This window comes from Ensifer sp. 4252 (assembly GCF_050434565.1).
GTDB lineage: Bacteria > Pseudomonadota > Alphaproteobacteria > Rhizobiales > Rhizobiaceae > Ensifer.
Map to the genome: position 1 here is coordinate 282,312 of NZ_JBNDIU010000002.1, position 18,968 is coordinate 301,279.

Below are 18,968 nucleotides of genomic sequence, written 5' to 3' on the forward strand. Positions count from 1 at the left end.
CGCCGGCAGTGGCTTCCAATGAAAAGGCCTGATCTCAATCATAAAGGCAGGTGATGTATCCGCCCGATCGGCTGGCCCGTCGCTCGATCAGCGATGCCAGGCGCTTCAGTCCGCGCCCCGGTTTTCCGGCGTTGCGCTCTTTCGGGTTGGGCAGCGACACCGCGAGAAGCGCGGCCTGGCGCCTCGAAAGCTTGGCGGCGGAAACACCGAAATGGTGGCGGGCAGCGGCCTCGATGCCGTAGATGCCATCGCCCCATTCGGCGACATTCAGGTAGATTTCCATCATTCGCCGTTTGCTCCAGACGAAGTCGGCAACGATGGCGAGCGGCAGTTCCATCCCCTTGCGCACGAAGGAGCGGCCGTTCCAGAGGAAGAGGTTCTTCACCGTCTGCATCGGGATGGTGCTGGCACCGCGCGTCGATTCTCCGTCGAGCGCGTCCTCGACCACGCCGCGCATCTGCCCCCAGTCGACGCCGTCGTGGATGCAGAACTGGCCATCCTCCGACATCATCACGGATTGCACCAGCACCGGCGCGATCTGGTCGAACTCGACCCACTGCCGATCATAGCCACGCAAAAGCACGAGGTCGCGCAGCATCAGCGTCGAAACCGGGCGAATGAAATCGATGAGATAGAGCGCAATCAGCGCATAGGGCAGAAGCAACAGGCCAAGAACGGCGAGAACGATGCGACGGCGATGCATGCGCCACGTCCAACGGAGGGACGACCAGCGACTGGCGGGCATATCGCCCTCCTCACGCGCCTCGGGAACGATGTCCACGGCCTGACTGTCCACCTCTCTGTCCATCCGTTTCTCTTAGTGCATGGGTTGGCAAAGTTGAACGGGCTTTCTGGCAAAAGGCAAGGCACTCACAGCTCTGTCCTCGACAAAGCGCACCGCCGCGACACGAAAGCCCGTTGAAAGCGCCTTTCGCCCATGCCAAAGAGCGCTCATGAGACAGGAAACACCGACCTTCGAGACCCAACTGAAACGCAACGCGCTTGCGATCGAGACACTGCTCGGACGCCTTTTGGGTTTGAGCATTGAATCCGACGAGATCGGGCGCCCGGAAAATCTGCTCGGTGCGATGCGTCACGGCGTGCTCAATGGCGGCAAGCGGCTGCGGCCGTTTCTGGTGATCGAATGCGCCAGCCTCTTGGGCGGCAGCTTCGATGCGGCGCTCCGTGTCGGTGCGGCGCTCGAATGCGTCCACTGCTACTCTCTGGTCCATGACGACCTGCCGGCGATGGACGACGACGACATCCGGCGCGGTCAGCCGACCGTGCACAAGGCTTTCGATGAGGCCACCGCCATTCTCGCCGGCGACAGCCTGCTGACCTTCGCCTTCGACATCATCGCATCGCCCGAAACGCCGCTTGCCGATGCGCAGAAGACCGCGCTCGTGCTTGCGTTGGCGCGCGCTGCCGGCCATGGCGGCATGGCGGGTGGGCAGGCGCTCGACCTTGCGGCGGAGAAATCCGCTCCCGATGAAGCCGGCATCGTCACCCTGCAGGCGATGAAGACCGGCGCGCTTCTGCGTTTTGCCTGCGAGGCTGGCGCAATCGTCGCCGGCGCCAGCCCAAGCGACCGCCAGCGCCTGCGCAGCTTCGGCGAGAAGATCGGCCTCGCCTTTCAGCTTGCCGACGACCTGCTCGACCTGACGGCCGACGCAGAGACCATGGGCAAGGCAACCGGCAAGGACGCAGCGCGCGGCAAGGGCACGCTCGTCGCCCTCCACGGACAGGCCTGGGCCGAAAGCCGGCTGGAACAACTGGTGGCGGAGGCCGAAACGCTGCTCGAACCCTACGGCGAGCATTCGTCGATCCTAGCCGAAACCGCCCGTTTCATCGCCAATCGCAGGAATTGAACCGTGAGCAAATACTGGTCGCCCATCGTCTCGACGCTCAAGCCCTATGTGCCGGGCGAACAGCCGCGCATCGCCAACCTCGTCAAGCTCAACACCAACGAGAGCCCCTACGGCCCGTCGGACACGGTTCTGAGCGCGGTCACCGCGGCAGCCAACAGCGATCTCAGGCTTTATCCGGACCCACTTGCGCTTCGCCTGCGTGAAACGATCGCCGCACGGCACGGGCTCACCGCCGGCGAGGTTTTTGTCGGCAATGGCTCGGACGAGGTACTAGCGCATATCTTTGCCGGGCTCTTGAAGCACGACGCCCCGCTGCTCTACCCCGACATCTCCTACAGCTTCTACTCGACCTACGCCCGGCTGTTTGCGACCGATGCCGTCGAAGTGCCGCTCGACGCGCAGTTCCGCATCGACCTTGCCGACTACGACCGGCCCTGCGGCGCCATCATCCTGCCCAATCCCAATGCCCCGACCGGCATCGGCTTGCCGCTCGCCGAAATCGAGCGGCTTGTTGCCGCCCACCCGGATCAGCCCGTCGTCATCGACGAGGCCTATATCGACTTCGGCGGCCAGTCGGCGATCGCGCTGGTGCCGAAATACGAGAACCTGCTGGTCGTCCAGACCTTCTCCAAGTCCCGCGCGCTCGCCGGCCTGCGCGTTGGTTTCGCCATCGGCCAACGGCCGCTGATCGAGGCGCTGGAGCGGGTGAAGGACAGCTTCAACTCCTACCCGCTTGGCCGCCCGGCCCAGGCCGGAGCGACCGCTGCGATCGAGGACGAAGCCTGGTTCGAAACGACGCGCGAGAAGATCATGGCTTCGCGTCAGCGCCTCACCGATCAGCTCACCGAGCGCGGCTTCGAGGTCCTGCCGTCGGAGGCGAACTTCGTCTTCGCCCGTCATCCCGGCCATTCCGGCGAGACGCTGATGCAGGCGCTGCGCGAACGCGCCGTGCTGGTGCGCCATTTCGCCAAACCGCGGATTTCTGATTTCCTGCGCATCACCATCGGCACCGATGCCGAATGCGCCCGGCTGATCGAAGCACTCGACGACATTCTCTGAGACTTGGATCTGCCACTTGGCGGCGAAAGACACGTTCGCTAAGCTCCGGCGATCCACACTGGAGCGCTGTCCATGTTCGACCTTTCGCCTTACCTTTCGCAACTCGCAGTCGCCTGGACGGCCTATCTGATTGCGACCGCATCGCCAGGTCCGGCCGTACTGGCAATCATCACCACGTCGATCAGCCAGGGGCGCAAGGCCGGCCTTGCGCTTGCCTTCGGCGTGCTCTCGGGCAGCTACACCTGGGCCATGCTGACGGCATCCGGCCTGTCGGCGCTCATCAGTGCCTACGGGCAGGCGCTGATCGTCCTGAAGATCGCCGGCGCCTGCTACCTGTTCTGGCTCGCCTTTAACGCGCTGCGCGCCGCGATGCGCGGTCACACGCCAGCAACGGCGATGCCGGGCCAGCCACAGGCCTCGCTGAAGAAGCTCTATCTCAAGGGCCTCGGCATCCACCTGACCAATCCCAAGGCCATTTTCTCCTGGATCATGTTGGTCTCGCTCGGCATGCCCGCCGGCGCACCGACCGCCGTCACCGCTGCCTTCATCGGCGGATGCATGGTGCTCGGTCTCGTGACGTTCTGCGGCTTTGCGATCGTGTTCTCGCTACCGCCGGTGCACCGCGGCTATCTCAAGTCGCGACGCATCATCGAGAGCCTGATGGCAGGCTTCTTCGCTTTTGCGGGATTGAGGCTGCTGACGACGCGGCTTTGACCTATTCGGCCGCGGCCTGACCCTGGCCGTAACGCTTCTCGATGTAATCGGAAACCAGCGTCTCGAAATCGCCGGCGATGTTTGGGCCGCGCAGCGTCATCGCCTTCTGGCCGTCGATGAAGACGGGTGCGGCCGGCGTTTCGCCGGTACCGGGCAGCGATATGCCGATATCGGCATGTTTGCTTTCGCCGGGGCCGTTGACGATGCAGCCCATGACCGCGACCTTGAGGCCTTCGACCCCCGGATACTTCTCGCGCCAGACCGGCATGTTGCGGCGGATGTCGTCCTGGATCTTCTGGGCGAGTTCCTGAAACACCGTCGAGGTCGTGCGCCCGCATCCGGGACAAGCGGCAACAACAGGAATGAACTGGCGAAAGCCCATGACCTGCAGCAGTTCCTGCGCCACCTGCACCTCGCGGGTGCGGTCGCCGCCGGGCTCTGGCGTCAGCGAAATGCGGATCGTGTCGCCGATGCCCTGCTGCATGAGAATGCCGAGCGAGGCGGACGAGGCGACGATACCCTTGGTGCCCATGCCGGCTTCGGTAAGGCCGAGATGCAGGGCGTGGTCCGAACGCGCCGACAGCATGGCATAGACGGCGATCAGGTCCTGGACGCCAGAAACCTTGGCCGAGAGAATGATGCGGTTGCGAGCAAGGCCGATGTCTTCGGCAAGCTCGGCCGAAAGCAGCGCCGACTGCACGATCGTCTCGCGCGTCACTTGCTGGGCGGTCAGCGGAAAACCATTTGCCTGGTTCTCGTCCATCAGCCGCGTCAGCAGTTCCTGATCGAGCGAGCCCCAGTTGACGCCGATGCGCACCGGCTTGTCGTAGCGGATCGCCATCTCGACGATCTCGGCGAACTGCTTGTCCTTCTTGTCCTTGAAACCGACATTGCCAGGATTGATGCGGTACTTCGCCAGTGCCTCGGCGCAGGCCGGATGGTCGGCAAGCAGCTTGTGGCCGATATAGTGGAAATCGCCGACTAGCGGCACGTCGAGGCCGAGGCGCTCGAGCCGATCGCGGATCTTCGGCACGGCAGCCGCACTTTCGTCACGGTCGACGGTAATGCGCACCAGTTCCGAGCCGGCCTTGTGAAGCGCCGCCACCTGCGCCACCGTTCCGTCGATATCGGCGGTGTCGGTATTGGTCATCGACTGGACGACCACCGGCGCACCGCCGCCCACTATGACACCGCCGACATCGACGGCGACGGACGCGCGGCGGGGCTGCGGATCAAAATCGAAGGCGGCAGACATGAAGGCCTCTTGGTCCCCCAGGTCACGCCTCGTGACCTGGTCTCATCGTTTCAGCGCGGGATGCGGACGGAAAACCGCATGGGCTTTTCCCCGTCACGCTCCTGCTTTTCGTCCATCAGGTGGATGAGGAAAGCATCGTTGTCAACGGCGACATCATGCCCTGACGGCGATTTGATGGCAGGCGCCAACCTCACTGGCCCTTTCCGTGGTCCGCATGAACAGCATGATGCGACAGCATCAGCACCACGATGAACAGCACCGGCACCGAGGCGAAGATGATCGCAAAGCCGGTGTGCTCGGCGACGAAGCCGATCAGCGACGGCGCAAACAGCATGCCCGAATAGCCCATGAAGGTCGCGACCGACAGGCCGATGCCCGGCTGCAGGCCCGGCATGTTGCCGGCGGCCGAAAACGCGATCGGCACCATGTTGGAAATGCCGATGCCGGCGATCGCAAAACCGAGGATGGCGAGGTAGGCATTCGGCGCAAGGCCCGCGAGCACCATGCCGACAAGCGCTGTCACCGTGCAGATACGCAACGTGCGCTTGGCGCCGAAGCGATCGCGAACATGGTCGCCGGCAAAACGCATCGTCGCCATGGTCGCCGAGAAGGCGGCAAAACCGAAGCCCGACAGTTCGACGGAGGCGCCGAGTTCGTTGCGCAGGTAGAGAGCACCCCAATCGAGCACGGTTCCTTCCGGCACCATCGAAAACAGCGCCATGATGCCGATCAGCCAGGGAAGCGGCGTCATCGGCAGGCGCAGTTTCTCCTTGGTCGCCGTCGGATGCGGCTTGTCGGCAATGATCATCGGCCAGGCAATGGCGATGACCGCAAGCGAAAGCACCGTCACGACCATGACATGCGGCAGGACGCCGAAGCGCGCCATCAGGAAGCCGCCGATGCCGGCACCGATCAGGCCGCCGAGGCTCCAATAGGCATGGCAGGAGGACATGATGGCGCGGCGCATCGATTTTTCGACCTCGACCGCATTGGCGTTCATCGCCACGTCCATCGCGCCGACGAAGCCGCCGAGCAGGAACATGCCGACGGCTGCCGCCCAGACATTCGGCAGCAGCGTCAGAAGCAGAAGCAGTGGCGACAGCAGGATGGCGGTGACCTTGACGACCTTCTGCGAGCCGACCCGGGCTATGAAGCCGCCGGCAATCGGCATCAGCACCAGCGAGCCGATGCCGAACATCAGGATGAGCAGGCCGAGTACGCTTTCGCTGATACCCAGACGATCCTTGAATTCGGGGATTTTGGGGGCCCAGCTTCCCGTGACGAAACCGTTCATCAGGAACAGCAGCGACACGGCAAGCCGGTTGCGGGTCATGTAACCCTGCCGAACGGCGGTGGAAGCGGAACGTTGGTCCATGGATCTATGCCTCTATGCCGGAAGCCGCCGGCTCAAATGGTGATTTCGATCAGATTGCCGTCGGGGTCGCGAAGCACCGCCTCATAGAAGCCGTCGCCCGTCCACCGCGCCGGCGATACCAGGATGCCCTCAGCCTCGGCCCGGGCCGCCATCGCTTCGACCGCCGCTTCGCTGCCGAGCGACAGGGCGACATGCGCCAGTCCCGTGCGCTCGACGCCCTCAGGCTCGGCCGGAGCCACCCAGGGCCCTTCCATGATCTCGATCGCCGGCCCGTCGCCCAGGCTCAGAAAACGGGAGCGAAATCCCGGTCGGCGCCGGCTCTCATAGACCTCACCGACACTGGCGCCCAAAAAACTCGACCAGAAGGTCGCGACTGCCTCCAGATCCCTGGTCCAAAGAGCCACATGGGCGATGCTCATCGGTCGCTTGCCTCCGCCATGACAATGGTCGTTCCTGATGTTTCGAAGGTGGCAACGTGGTGCGCGGGCGCGTCGGCCTCCAGCACCAGCGTCGTAACTTGGTCTATGCCGACGACCGCATGGGACGCGGCCGTGCCGAGCTTGTCGTTGGTGACGGCCACGAGCAGCGCGCGACTGCGCGATGCAACCAGCCGCTTGAACTCGGCATCCTCGAAATAGATTGCCGTCAGGCCGGCAGCGGCATCGGCGCCGCAGGTGCCGAGAATGCAAAGATCGGGCCGCAGCTGCTCGACATCCCGTTGCGCCCGCGCGCCGACGGCGGCACCGACGGCACGGTTGAGCGGACCGCCGACGAGAATGAGGTCGATGCCCGGTTTCTCCATCAGCGCGGCTGCGATCAACGGCGTGTTGGTAACGATCGTCGCCTTCAAGTCCGGATCGATCAGCTGGGCGATCGCCAGATTGGCCGAGCCGGCGTCGAGGAACACCGTGCTGTCAGCCACGATGAAGCCGACTGCAGCGCGCGCAAGCGCAGCCTTGCGTTCCGGCGCCATGGCTACGCGCTGGCTCAAGGATAGTGAACTCGGCGCAAGCGGCAACGCGCCGCCATAGACACGCTCGCACAGGCCGGCTGCCGCCATCTCGCGCAAGTCGCGCCGGATCGTGTCTTCGGAGACCCGGAACTCGGCGGCAAGGTCGGCGGCAAGCACCCGGCCGTCGGCCTTCAACCGTTCCTGGATCAGTGTTTTTCGTTCGCGAAGAAGAAGTTCCGTGGACATTTCGCCAACCGTGCATAAACGTGCATGAATCGATGTAAATGTGCATAGCGAATTTTGAAAGCGATTTCAACCGCGATCCGGCGACAAAATCGAAAACGGCCAGATTTGGCGACAAGCGCGCATTTTGGATGACAATTCTCCCGATCCGGGGAAAAATCTTCATCAAAACGCTCAGGAATTGGAGTTTTATGCGCTCAAGCCGCGGATTTTTTGTGCGATTCTCCACTCAATCCGGACGACGGGCCGGAACACAAAAGATGGAAAGACACGATGAAACTCCTCCCCACGCTCTTCGCCGCCGCCCTCCTGCAGGTTGCCGCCCTCGTGCCCGCACAGGCCGGTGAGAACCTCGACCAGATCAAGTCCGCCGGCGTCCTGAAGATCGGCACCGAAGGCACCTACGCGCCCTTCACCTACCACGACAAATCCGGCGCGCTCGTCGGCTTCGACGTCGAGATCGGCCAGGCGGTTGCCGAGAAGCTGGGCGTCAAGGCCGAGTTCCTGGAAGGCAAGTGGGATGGACTGATCGCGGGCCTCGATGCCAACCGCTACGACGCGGTCATCAACCAGGTCGGCATCACCGAGGAGCGCAAGAAGAAGTACGACTTCTCCGAGCCCTATATCGCCTCCAAGGCCGTACTGATCGTCAAGGGCGACGATGCCGAGATCAAGGGCTTTGCCGATCTCAAGGGCAAGAAGTCCGCTCAGTCGCTGACGAGCAACTTCGGCAAGCTGGCGCAGGCTTCCGGCGCCGAGCTGGTCGGCACCGACGGCTTCGACCAGTCGATCCAGCTCGTGCTCACCGGCCGCGCCGACGCGACCATCAACGACAGCCTCTCCTTCCTCGACTTCAAGAAGCAGAAGCCGGACGCCAACGTGAAGATCGCCGCCGAACAGGCAGACGCCGACTATTCCGGCATCATCATCCGCAAGGGCGAGCCGGAACTTCTCGAAGCCGTCAACAAGGCGCTGGTCGACATCAAGGCCGACGGCACCTACGAGAAGATCTCGCAGAAGTACTTCGGCGCCGACGTCTCGAAGTAACAGCCGTCTGAGATGAAGGCCGGCTTCTCCCCCGGCCTTTCTCGCTACAACGCCGCGCGTCAGACATGACGCGCAAAGGACGCTGTAACACTTCAAACTTGCGGCATAACCCCCGCCTTAAACCGATTTCGATTTAAGGCGTCATGCAGTATGAAAAGCGATCCGCTCCGGCCGCCGGAGCGGATCGCGCTTTTTCGAAAGGCCTGCCCCTTGCCCACCTGGCTCCAACTCATGCTGGATTCGCTGCCGTCCCTGCTGTGGGCCGGGCTGACATTCACCATCCCGCTGACGCTGCTGTCGTTCATTCTCGGCCTGGCGCTGGGGCTGGCGACGGCGATCGCCCGTCTGTTCGGGCCGGCGCCGGTCGTCGCGGTCGCCCGGTTTTATGTCTGGGTCATCCGCGGCACGCCGTTGCTCGTCCAGCTCTTCGTGATCTTTTATGGCCTGCCGAGCATGGGCATCCTGCTCGACGCTTTCCCGGCAGCGCTGATCGGCTTCACGCTCAATGTCGGCGCCTACACCTCGGAAATCATTCGCGCAGTGATCTCGTCCGTGCCGCGCGGCCAATGGGAAGCCGCCTACTCCATCGGCATGAGCTGGAGCCAGGCGATGCGGCGCACGATCCTGCCGCAGGCCGCACGCGTTGCCGTGCCGCCGCTGTCGAACACCTTCATTTCGCTGGTGAAGGACACCTCACTTGCCGCGGCGATCACCGTGCCCGAGCTTTTCCAGACGGCGCAGCGCATCGTTGCCACCACTTACGAGCCGCTGATCCTCTATATCGAGGCGGCCCTGATCTATCTTGCCATGAGTTCAGTGCTCTCCGCCCTGCAAGTGCGGCTGGAGCGCCGTTTCGCCCGCTACGGCGGCTTCCTGGAGGCCCGGACATGATCGAGCTTTCCCACATCGAAAAACGCTTCGGCGACAATCTCGTGCTGAGGGACATCTCCGTGACGCTGGCGGAAGGCACGGTGACCGCGCTGGTCGGCCCCTCCGGTGGCGGCAAGAGCACGCTGCTGCGCTGCATCAACCTCTTGGAGATACCGACATCGGGCTCGATCCGGCTCGGCGACGAGAAGTTGGACTTCCTGCCCGGGCGCAAGACCGGCTGGCAGGCGATCCAGCGCCTGCGCCGCCAGACCGGCATGGTGTTCCAGAATTTTCAGCTTTTCCCGCACCAGACCGCCCTTGGCAATGTCATGGAAGGCCTTGTCACCGTCTTGAAATGGCCGGCCGACAGGGCGCGCGCACGCGCCATGGAGCTGCTTGAAAAGGTCGGCATGGCCCACAAGGCGGACGCCTGGCCGGCAACGCTCTCCGGCGGCCAGCAGCAGCGTGTGGCGATCGCCCGCGCACTGGCGCCGTCGCCACGCGTCCTTCTCTGCGACGAGCCGACCTCGGCGCTCGATCCGGAACTGGCCGAAGAAGTGGTCGAAGTGCTGAGCCGGCTCGCCCGCGAAGGCACAACCATGGTGATGGCGACGCATGACCTCCGGCTCGCCTCCCGCGTCGCCGACAAGGTGGTCTTCCTCGACGGCGGCGTAATCGTCGAAAGCGGCGCCCCTAAAGCGATCTTCTCGGCGCCCGAGCGCGAACGCACCAAGAAGTTCATCGCCTCGCTGAGCGCGCCGCACAGCTACGACATCTGAGCGGTGTTCAGGGGGCCTCTTCGCTGCGGCCGCTGCGGGGCACGGCAGAGATGGAGGGCAAGTTCTCCCCTGTCACTCTCCGCCGCTCTTTTCGTCATCTCGCGCCCTCTTCTCTGTCGTCATCCTCGGGCTTGATCCGAGGACCCACGCCCCAGGCGAAAACCTTCATCGCGCTCTGAGAAGCATTGAATGATGGCAGCGTACATCTGCGGACTCATCGGATCCGCGGGTCAAGCCCGAGGATGACGGAAAAGCGGATGTCGGGGGAGCGGTTATCCTTCCCAATAAAAAACGGCCGGATTCGCATCCGGCCGTTTGCATCAAAGGGTTCTCTACAATCAGGCGCCAAAGACGATCAGCAGGTCCTTGGCATCGATCTGGTCGCCGGCACGCACCAGAACTTCGGCAATCGTGCCGTCCTTCTCCGCGTGCAGGGCGGTTTCCATCTTCATCGCTTCGATCGACAGCAGCACGTCGCCGGCCTTGACCGCCTGGCCCGCGTGCACCGCGACCGTCGAGATCACACCCGGCATCGGCGCGCCGAGCTGCGTGGCGTTACCGGCCTCGGCCTTGCGGCGAATGGCGCTGGAAGCGCCGCGGTTGCGATCGGGAACCTTGATCGGGCGCGGCTGGCCGTTGAGTTCGAAGAACACCTTGACCATGCCCTTCTCATCGATCTCGCCCTGGGTCTGGTTGAGGATGACGAGCGTCTTGCCCTTTTCGAGGTCGGCGAACAGCTCCTCGCCCGGCGCCATACCGTAGAAATAGGCCGGCGTCGGCAGCACGCTGACGGGACCATAGGTTTCGGCCGCCAGCGCGTAGTCGGTGAAGACCTTGGGATACATCAGGTAGGAGGCGAACTCGTAGTCGTTGACCTCGCGCTCCAACTTCTCTTCGATGACTTTACGCTCCGCATCGAGGTCGGCGGCTTCAAGCAGCGAACCGGGGCGCACCACATAGGCCTTCTCACCCTTCAGCGCCTTCTTCTGCAGGCCTTCGGGCCAGCCGCCCGGGGGCTGGCCGAGATCGCCCTTCAGCATCGACACGACCGATTCCGGGAAGGCGATGTCCTTGGCAGGGTTCTCGACATCGGCAACGGTCAGGTCCTGGCTGACCATCATCAGCGCCATGTCGCCGACCACCTTCGAGGACGGCGTCACCTTGACGATATCGCCGAACATCTGGTTGGCGTCGGCATAGGCCTGCGCCACCTCGTGCCAGCGGGTTTCGAGACCAAGCGAACGGGCCTGCTCCTTGAGGTTGGTGAACTGGCCGCCCGGCATTTCGTGCAGATAGACTTCCGATGCCGGTCCCTTGAGATCGCTTTCGAAGGCGGCGTACTGGTGGCGCACCGCTTCCCAATAGAACGAGATGCGGCGGATCCACTCGGGATCGAGACCCGGATCGCGCTCGGAGCCGCGCAAGGCTTCGACGATCGAACCGAGGCAGGGCTGCGAGGTGTTGCCGGAGAGCGAATCCATCGCCGCATCGACGACGTCGACACCGGCGTCGACGGCCGCCAGCACGGTTGCAGCGGCAATGCCCGATGTGTCGTGGGTGTGGAAGTGGATCGGCAGATCGGTCGCCTCACGCAGCGCCTTGAACAGCACGCGCGCTGCAGCCGGCTTCAATAGGCCGGCCATGTCCTTGACCGCGATGATGTGCGCGCCGGCTTTTTCAAGCTCGGCAGCAAGCGCCGTGTAATACTTGAGGTCGTATTTCGGTCGGGCGGCATTGAGGATATCGCCGGTATAGCAGATCGCCGCTTCGCAGATCTTGTTCTCTTCGGCGACCGCCTCCATCGACACGCGCATGTTGTCGACCCAGTTGAGGCAATCGAACACGCGGAAGACGTCGATGCCGCCCCGCGCCGCCTGACGCACGAAGTATTTGACGACATTGTCAGGGTAGTTCTTGTAGCCGACGCCGTTGGCGCCGCGCAAAAGCATCTGCAAGAGCAGGTTTGGCGCATCCTCGCGGATGCGTGCCAGCCGGTCCCACGGGTCCTCGGTGAGGAAGCGCATCGAAACATCGAAGGTCGCGCCCCCCCAGCATTCGAGCGAGAACAGGTTGGGCAGGGCCCGCGCATAGGTGCCGGCGACACGGGCGATGTCGTAGGTGCGCATGCGGGTGGCCAGCAGCGACTGGTGGCCGTCACGCATCGTCGTGTCGGTGACAAGCACCTGGGGCTGCGCCCGCACCCATTCGGCGAATTTCTTCGGGCCGAGCTGGTCGAGCATCTGCTTGGTGCCCGGCTTGATCTCGCCGCCGATGAAAGGCACGACGGGAGCGGCGATCTCGTCCGACGGGCGCGGACGACCCTTGGCCTCCGGATGACCGTTGACGGTGACGTCGGCCAGGTAGGTCAGGAGCTTGGTCGCGCGGTCCTGACGGCGCACCTGCTGGAAAAGCTCCGGCGTCGTGTCGATGAAGCGCGTGGTGTAGGTGTTGTCGTGGAATTTCGGGTGGCTGATGATCGCTTCGAGGAAGGTCAGGTTCGTCGCCACGCCGCGGATGCGGAATTCGCGCAGCGCCCGGATCATCCGCTGGATCGCCTCGTCGGGGTTCGGCGCCCAGGCAGTCACCTTTTCGAGCAGCGGATCGTAGTAGCGGGTGATGACCGCGCCCGAATAGGCCGTGCCGCCATCAAGCCGGATGCCGAAGCCGGTTGCACCGCGATAGGCGGTGATGCGGCCATAGTCAGGAATGAAGTTCTGCTCCGGATCTTCCGTGGTGATGCGGCACTGCAGCGCGTGGCCGTTGAGGCGGATGTTGTCCTGCGAGGGCACGCCCGATTCCGGCGTGCCGATGGCATAACCGTCGAGAATGTGGATTTGCGCCTTGACGATGTCGATGCCGGTGACGACCTCGGTCACCGTGTGCTCGACCTGGATGCGCGGGTTGACCTCGATGAAGTAGAATTTGCCGCTGTCTGCATCCATCAGATATTCGACGGTACCGGCGCCGATATAGTTCGTCGCCTCGGCAATGCGCTTGGAATAGGCGGCAAGCTCTTCGCGCTGGCTGGCGCTGAGATAGGGCGCCGGCGCACGCTCGACGACCTTCTGGTTGCGCCGCTGGATGGAGCAGTCGCGCTCGAACAGATGCACGACGTTGCCGTGGGTATCGCCGAGCACCTGGCTTTCGACGTGTCGGGCGCGCTCGACCAGCTTTTCGAGGTAGACCTCGTCCTTGCCGAATGCGGCCTTGGCTTCGCGCTTGGCTTCCGTCACCTCGCGGGCGAGATCCTTCGGATCGCGGATCGCGCGCATGCCGCGCCCGCCGCCGCCCCAGGAGGCCTTGAGCATCACGGGATAGCCGATCGCCTCGGCCATCTTCGCCACTTCCGCCATGTCTTCGGGAAGCGGTTCGGTTGCCGGCACGACCGGTACGCCGATCGAGATCGCCAGGTTGCGCGCGGCGACCTTGTTGCCGAGCTGGCGCATGGTTTCCGGCTTCGGGCCGATGAAGGTGATGCCCGCCTCCGCACAGGCCTCGGCGAATTCCGGGCTTTCGGACAGGAGGCCGTAGCCCGGGTGGATGGCGTCGGCGCCGGAAAGCTTGGCGACGCGGATCACCTCCTCGATCGACAGATAACTCTCGATCGGCCCGAGATCCCGCGACAGATGCGGGCCGCGCCCGACCTGATAACTTTCGTCCGCCTTGAACCGGTGCAGCGCCAGTTTGTCCTCTTCAGCCCATATCGCGACCGTTTTCAGACCTAGTTCATTGGCCGCGCGAAACACGCGGATTGCAATTTCGGAACGGTTGGCAACAAGGATCTTAGAGATGGGCAAGTCGGACTCCTCAAGACTTGAAACGCGGGAAATGCTGCACCCGCGAAATGAAGTATTAGCGGGTCGCGGAATGAAGCGCAATTTCAGAGTCGAACGGAAATCCGAGAGAAAAGGATCAGGAAATAAGCCCCAGACGGAAGGCGATCGCCACGACGTGGTGACGGTTCTTGCCCTTCAGTTTCTCCTGGATGCCATTCATGTACCAATCGACCGTGTGACTGGAGATGTCGAGCACCTTGCTGATGTCGTTCGAGGTCATGCCGTCGGCGAGATAGTTGAGCGCTTCCATTTCGCGTCGCGTCATCTGCACTTCGACACGCGATGCGAGTTCGGCCGAAATCTCCGGGTCGGTCAGTTCCAGCAGCTTCCAGAACAGACGCTTCGCAATCTGATCGAACAGGCTGACCTCGATGGGGCTGAGATCAACGACGCGGCCGCCGACCGTAAGATTGCCCAGCAGGCCGCGGCGGCCATGCACCGGAAAGATGTAACCGTCATAGAGACCGTGGTTGCGGGCCTCGATCATCATGCTTTCCATGCGCTTGCGATGCGGGTCGGAGCGGAAGGCAAACAGCGTGTCGCGCCAGCGGAAACCGCGCTGGGCATGGCCGAGGTAGCGGATGGTCGGATCGATCACCACATACTTCTTGCGGATGTAGATTTGCGGCCAGCCTTCCGGCCAGCGACCGGCGAGCAGCAGCCTCAACGGGTTTTCGTGAGGCTTCGGCTGCCGGACGACGCCGTAGAAGTCGAAGCCGCAGCGGTCGAGCAACCGTTCGAATTCCGGGACGATTTCTTCGCGTGTCTTCATCTCTTCGATCAGCGCAAGAAATTGCACAAGCAGCGTGATATTCATGGATCACCTTCCAGGTAGAACACGTGTGCGAGGGCCGGAAACCGGACATGAATGAACCGTTCAGGGGCCATTCATGTTGCACCCGCGATAATTCGACATACCACGCCCGGTCTTGTGCGAAAATCGCGAGAAATCGGAATTGGACGGAAAAGATAGCAGACTATGAATACTCTCGCCAAGCCCGACGAAGGGCAAACGGGGTTTTGCTGTCGAAACCGCCTCAAGCTCTTGATTTCGCTCAGATATCGCTAATGACCGTCCCAGAGCGGCCTTGACGGCCGGCAAATTGGGCCTCTTGCCCGACTGCCGGAAGTGTTGAGGCGTGACGCATTTGCCGCCCGAATGTTTGGTGCGGCGCAAAATCCGGTACCCGGAAGGGGTGAGACAGTGTCATTGTTCCAAGTGTATGCAAGAGCGCTTCAGTATCTTGCGGTTCACAAGTTCCGTGTCTCGGCGATCGTGCTCGCCAACGTCGTGCTCGCCGTCATCACGATTGCGGAGCCGATCCTGTTTGGTCGCATCATAGACGCCATTTCCTCCAAAGGCGAAGTAACGCCGATGCTGCTGATGTGGGCAGGCCTGGGTGTCTTCAACACCGTCGCCTTCGTCCTCGTCGCCCGCGAAGCGGATCGGCTGGCCCATGGCCGCCGCGCCACGCTGCTGACGGAAGCCTTCGGCCGCATCGTTTCGATGCCGCTCTCCTGGCACAGCCAGCGCGGCACGTCGAACGCTCTGCATACGCTGCTTCGCGCCTGCGAAACGCTGTTCGGTCTCTGGCTCGAATTCATGCGCCAGCACCTGGCAACGGCCGTTGCACTCGTCCTGCTCATTCCGACCGCCTTTGCGATGGATGTGCGCCTGTCGCTGGTGCTCGTCGTCCTCGGCGTCTCCTATGTCCTGGTCAGCAAGGCAGTGATGAGCCGTACCAAGGAGGGCCAGGCCTCGGTCGAGAACCACTACCACACGGTTTTCTCCCACGTCTCCGACGCCATCAGCAACGTATCGGTCGTTCATAGCTACAACCGCATCGAAGCCGAAACGCGCGAACTGAAGAAGTTCACCGAACGCCTGATCTCCGCCCAGTTCCCGGTCCTGGACTGGTGGGCGCTGGCAAGTGCGCTCAACCGCGTCGCCTCGACCATCTCGATGATGACGATCCTCGTCATCGGTACCGTGCTCGTCCAGCGCGGCGAACTTGGCGTCGGCGAAGTCATCGCCTTCATCGGCTTTGCCAACCTGCTGATTGGCCGTCTCGACCAGATGAAGGCCTTCGTCACGCAGATCTTCGAAGCCCGCGCCAAGCTTGAAGACTTCTTCCAGCTCGAAGACTCGGTGCGCGAACGCGAAGAGCCGGCCGGCGCGATGGACCTGGGTGCGGTCAAGGGCGAAGTGGAATTCCGCGACGTGTCCTTCGACTTCGCCAACACCACGCAGGGCGTGCGCAACGTGTCCTTCACGGCCAAGGCCGGCCAGACGATCGCGATCGTCGGCCCGACCGGCGCCGGCAAGACCACGCTCGTCAACCTGCTGCAGCGCGTTCACGAACCGCGTGATGGCCAGATTCTGATCGACGGCGTCGATATCGCCAAGGTAACGCGCAAGTCGCTGCGCCGCTCGATCGCCACCGTCTTCCAGGACGCTGGCCTGATGAACCGCTCGATCTGCGAGAATATCCGGCTTGGCCGTGACGACGCGTCCCTCGACGAAGTGATGGCCGCCGCCGAAGCGGCTGCCGCCAGCGACTTCATCGAAAGCCGCAACAGTGGCTACGACACCGTCGTCGGCGAACGCGGCAACCGCTTGTCGGGCGGCGAGCGCCAGCGCGTTGCGATCGCCCGCGCAATCCTCAAGAACGCACCGATCCTGGTGCTCGACGAGGCGACAAGCGCGCTCGACGTCGAGACCGAGGCTCGGGTGAAGGATGCGATCGACGCGCTCCGCAAGGACCGCACCACCTTCATCATCGCCCACCGCCTGTCGACGGTGCGCGAGGCCGATCTGGTGATCTTCATGGATCAGGGCCGGATCGTCGAGATGGGCGGCTTCAACGAGCTCAGCCAGAGCAACGGCCGCTTCGCCGCCCTGCTTCGCGCCAGCGGCATACTCACGGACGAAGACGTCCGCATGAGCCACACGGCGGCCTGAGCCGACGCCCTATAGATCATGCAATGCCAAAAGCCCCGGATCGTCTCCGGGGCTTTTTTCGTTCATGTCGCGCACATCGACTTGGCACTTGCAACTCCATTCACGCGGTGATCAGCGTACGCTGAAAGCCGCTGCAACCAGTCGCAATGGGCGTCTCGCAGTCTCGCTATGATCGGCCGACGCTTCTATCTGTCGCAAGACGCGGCCAACATCCTTGTAAGGGGAAGGTCCCAATTGACCATTTTGTTCGATGGCGTGGTGATGGCCGATTACCATCAGTTCTATCTCGCAGACACGTCCCGCGCCGCCGACCTCCCATCAAGCTGGAGAGGCGAGGCCTTCAATGTCCGACTGCTTGCAGGCGGCGGCGCGCTGGTCGTCCTGGCCGTTCGAAACATGGATGTTGCGCTTGTGGTGGAGCTTCGCGAACACATGCCGGAGGTCGACGTCGAAAAAACGGATCATGGGCGAAATCGTCATAGCCGGGCTAACTGACTATCTTCCGCAGGCTGCACGTGTTCGCGTTCCTGCAGGGTCTCTGGATGCCATGGTCGTATCGACTGGACTTCGCACCCTGAGCGAAGACAGCCTCGATGGTGATGATCGTTACACCGTCTATCTTTGGCCCTGCTCGGCAGGCGGGATTACCGTCCTTCGCCAATGGCAAGGCGATTGAATTTATGGAAGCGCACAAGCTCCCGAATTCCCTTCGGCCCGGCCGGCCCTCCGGCATTTGGATTGGTAGCGCAATCGTGACCCAAACCTCTCGCCGTGGTCTGGTTTCGATCACACCGCTCGCATCGGCTTGGTGCTGACGATGCCCCTCAACCATTCCAGATAGTAGCCGTAGACGAAGTGCAGGCCGATACCGACGATCACGAAGAGTGTGCCGGCGATCGGGTTCCGGCCGGTCACGAACAGCAGCACCTGGCCGGCCATCGCCAGGATGGTGCCGAAGATGAAGATCGGCAGGGAGTGGCGGCCGACCATTGCCAGCGGGTGGTCGGCATCGAGCCGGGCGAGGCGATTGACGGCGGGAATGACCGCCACGAGATAGGCAATCGCGAGGACATGCGTCAGCCGCGTCAGTGACAGGAAGGTCTTGTCGAAACCGGTCAGTACCGCCGGAAGGCCGAAGGACAGGTCGATGTTCCACCAGGAGAACAGAACCCACAGCGCCGAAACGACGAGATAGATCGCGGCGATCGCGATCAGCAGCGGCCTGCGCGGCAGGACTGCGCCCTGGCGGATCGCAGTCATCGAGACGATGCCGATGACAAAGAGGAACTGCCAGGACCACGGATTGAGAAACCAGTAGCCCTCGTCGAGGAAGTTGGAGGGCACCAGCTTGAACACCCCGGCCACAAGCCAGAGCAGCGCGGAAAATGTCAGCAGCAGCCGGCTGCTGATACCGTTCAGCCAGAGGATGCCGGGCAGCATCAGGAACAGCACGGCATACATCGACAGGATGTTGTTGTAGCCGAGCTGGTGCCCGAGCAGGACCATCGCGACGATGCCTTGCTCGGTCTGCTCGACGAAGGGGCGGATGTTGATCTCGCTGATCAGGTCCTGCCTGCCGAAATAGAGCGCGCCGCCGGCAAAGATCGCCAGTGTGACGATACTGGTCATGATATGGGCGACATAGAGCGCCAGCGCCCGCCGCCAGATCTTGAGCGTCAGCGCCAGGCGTGCGCCGGACACGAACTTGCCGCCATAGGCAAGGCCGACCGAGAGGCCGGAGATCAGGACGAAGGCCTCGGCCGAATCCGAAAAGCCGAAGTTCTTATGGGTCAGATATTCGAGATATTGCCCGGGAACATGGTTGACGAAGATCGTCAGAAGGCAGAGCGCCCTCAACACGTCGAGGCGCGTGTCGCGCTCCTTGGGAACCATGCGGGCGGATATCGTCGGGTTCGAGCCGCCCCCAAATGTGTTTTGCAGCATGCGGTCTAGTATCCGGGATCTGGCGCCCCTGCCCCACCCCTGTTGAAACGGGCGCCGGATATGC

Annotated in this window: 16 protein-coding genes; 8 read left to right on the top strand and 8 right to left on the bottom strand. The window is 63.0% G+C overall.

The features are described 5' to 3' along the window. Positions 1–34 precede the first annotated feature (34 nt). Complete coding sequence (gene mtgA, locus ABIE33_RS08310) at positions 35–781, bottom strand: monofunctional biosynthetic peptidoglycan transglycosylase (RefSeq protein WP_429124047.1); 747 nt, start codon at positions 779–781, stop codon at positions 35–37. A 172-nt stretch (positions 782–953) separates the two neighbouring features. On the opposite strand from mtgA, the gene ABIE33_RS08315 reads away from it, so the two are divergent. From ABIE33_RS08315 to ABIE33_RS08325, 3 genes are all read left to right on the top strand, one after another. Next, complete coding sequence (locus tag ABIE33_RS08315; protein WP_429123772.1) at positions 954–1,868, top strand: polyprenyl synthetase family protein; 915 nt, start codon at positions 954–956, stop codon at positions 1,866–1,868. Positions 1,869–1,871: 3 nt separating this feature from the next. Continuing rightward, positions 1,872–2,927 carry a histidinol-phosphate transaminase gene (gene hisC, locus ABIE33_RS08320; RefSeq protein ID WP_429123774.1) on the top strand — a complete coding sequence of 352 codons (1,056 nt, stop codon included), beginning with the start codon at positions 1,872–1,874 and terminating at the stop codon, positions 2,925–2,927. A gap of 72 nt (positions 2,928–2,999) precedes the next feature. Next, the gene (locus ABIE33_RS08325; RefSeq protein WP_429123776.1) at positions 3,000–3,641 is read left to right on the top strand and encodes a LysE family translocator; all 642 of its coding nucleotides are present in this window, start codon (positions 3,000–3,002) and stop codon (positions 3,639–3,641) included. Position 3,642: 1 nt separating this feature from the next. Here ABIE33_RS08325 and ispG read toward each other — a convergent pair whose 3' ends face one another. From ispG to ABIE33_RS08345, 4 genes are all read right to left on the bottom strand, one after another. After that, positions 3,643–4,896, bottom strand: a complete 1,254-nt coding sequence (gene ispG / locus ABIE33_RS08330; protein WP_429123778.1) for a flavodoxin-dependent (E)-4-hydroxy-3-methylbut-2-enyl-diphosphate synthase — start codon at positions 4,894–4,896, stop codon at positions 3,643–3,645. 190 nt (positions 4,897–5,086) lie between these two features. After that, positions 5,087–6,271, bottom strand: a complete 1,185-nt coding sequence (locus ABIE33_RS08335; RefSeq protein WP_429123780.1) for an MFS transporter — start codon at positions 6,269–6,271, stop codon at positions 5,087–5,089. A gap of 32 nt (positions 6,272–6,303) precedes the next feature. Next, entirely contained in the window at positions 6,304–6,690 is a 387-nt protein-coding gene (locus ABIE33_RS08340) for a VOC family protein (RefSeq protein WP_429123782.1), read from the bottom strand. Continuing rightward, the gene (locus ABIE33_RS08345; RefSeq protein ID WP_429123784.1) at positions 6,687–7,469 is read right to left on the bottom strand and encodes a DeoR/GlpR family DNA-binding transcription regulator; all 783 of its coding nucleotides are present in this window, start codon (positions 7,467–7,469) and stop codon (positions 6,687–6,689) included. The genes ABIE33_RS08340 and ABIE33_RS08345 overlap by 4 nt, the downstream gene beginning before the upstream one ends. A 270-nt stretch (positions 7,470–7,739) precedes the next feature. Here ABIE33_RS08345 and ABIE33_RS08350 point away from each other — a divergent pair, with 270 nt between their 5' ends. The 3 genes from ABIE33_RS08350 to ABIE33_RS08360 all read left to right on the top strand — a co-directional run bounded on the left by ABIE33_RS08350 (position 7,740) and on the right by ABIE33_RS08360 (position 10,162). After that, complete coding sequence (locus ABIE33_RS08350; RefSeq protein WP_429123786.1) at positions 7,740–8,513, top strand: amino acid ABC transporter substrate-binding protein; 774 nt, start codon at positions 7,740–7,742, stop codon at positions 8,511–8,513. 210 nt (positions 8,514–8,723) lie between these two features. Beyond that, positions 8,724–9,404, top strand: coding sequence for an amino acid ABC transporter permease (locus ABIE33_RS08355; RefSeq protein WP_025425236.1), 681 nt, complete (start codon positions 8,724–8,726; stop codon positions 9,402–9,404). After that, positions 9,401–10,162, top strand: a complete 762-nt coding sequence (locus ABIE33_RS08360; RefSeq protein ID WP_429123788.1) for an amino acid ABC transporter ATP-binding protein — start codon at positions 9,401–9,403, stop codon at positions 10,160–10,162. The genes ABIE33_RS08355 and ABIE33_RS08360 overlap by 4 nt, the downstream gene beginning before the upstream one ends. Positions 10,163–10,500: 338 nt before the next feature. Here ABIE33_RS08360 and pyc read toward each other — a convergent pair whose 3' ends face one another. Together pyc and ABIE33_RS08370 are read right to left on the bottom strand one after the other, a co-directional pair. After that, the gene (gene pyc / locus ABIE33_RS08365) at positions 10,501–13,959 is read right to left on the bottom strand and encodes a pyruvate carboxylase (RefSeq protein WP_429123790.1); all 3,459 of its coding nucleotides are present in this window, start codon (positions 13,957–13,959) and stop codon (positions 10,501–10,503) included. Positions 13,960–14,074: 115 nt separating this feature from the next. Continuing rightward, on the bottom strand, positions 14,075–14,815 hold the full coding sequence (locus tag ABIE33_RS08370) for a helix-turn-helix transcriptional regulator (protein WP_429123792.1): 741 nt from the start codon (positions 14,813–14,815) through the stop codon (positions 14,075–14,077). Positions 14,816–15,202: 387 nt separating this feature from the next. On the opposite strand from ABIE33_RS08370, the gene ABIE33_RS08375 reads away from it, so the two are divergent. After that, positions 15,203–16,960 (top strand): glucan ABC transporter ATP-binding protein/ permease, encoded by a 1,758-nt coding sequence (locus ABIE33_RS08375; RefSeq protein WP_429123794.1) that lies wholly within the window; start codon positions 15,203–15,205, stop codon positions 16,958–16,960. Between the two features lie 168 nt (positions 16,961–17,128). Beyond that, the gene (locus ABIE33_RS08380; RefSeq protein WP_429123796.1) at positions 17,129–17,455 is read left to right on the top strand and encodes a hypothetical protein; all 327 of its coding nucleotides are present in this window, start codon (positions 17,129–17,131) and stop codon (positions 17,453–17,455) included. 291 nt (positions 17,456–17,746) lie between these two features. Here the strand turns inward: ABIE33_RS08380 and ABIE33_RS08385 are convergent, their stop codons facing one another. Next, positions 17,747–18,904: an OpgC family protein gene (locus ABIE33_RS08385; RefSeq protein WP_429123797.1), complete on the bottom strand. Its 1,158-nt coding sequence runs from the start codon at positions 18,902–18,904 to the stop codon at positions 17,747–17,749. Between the last annotated feature and the right edge of the window lie 64 nt (positions 18,905–18,968).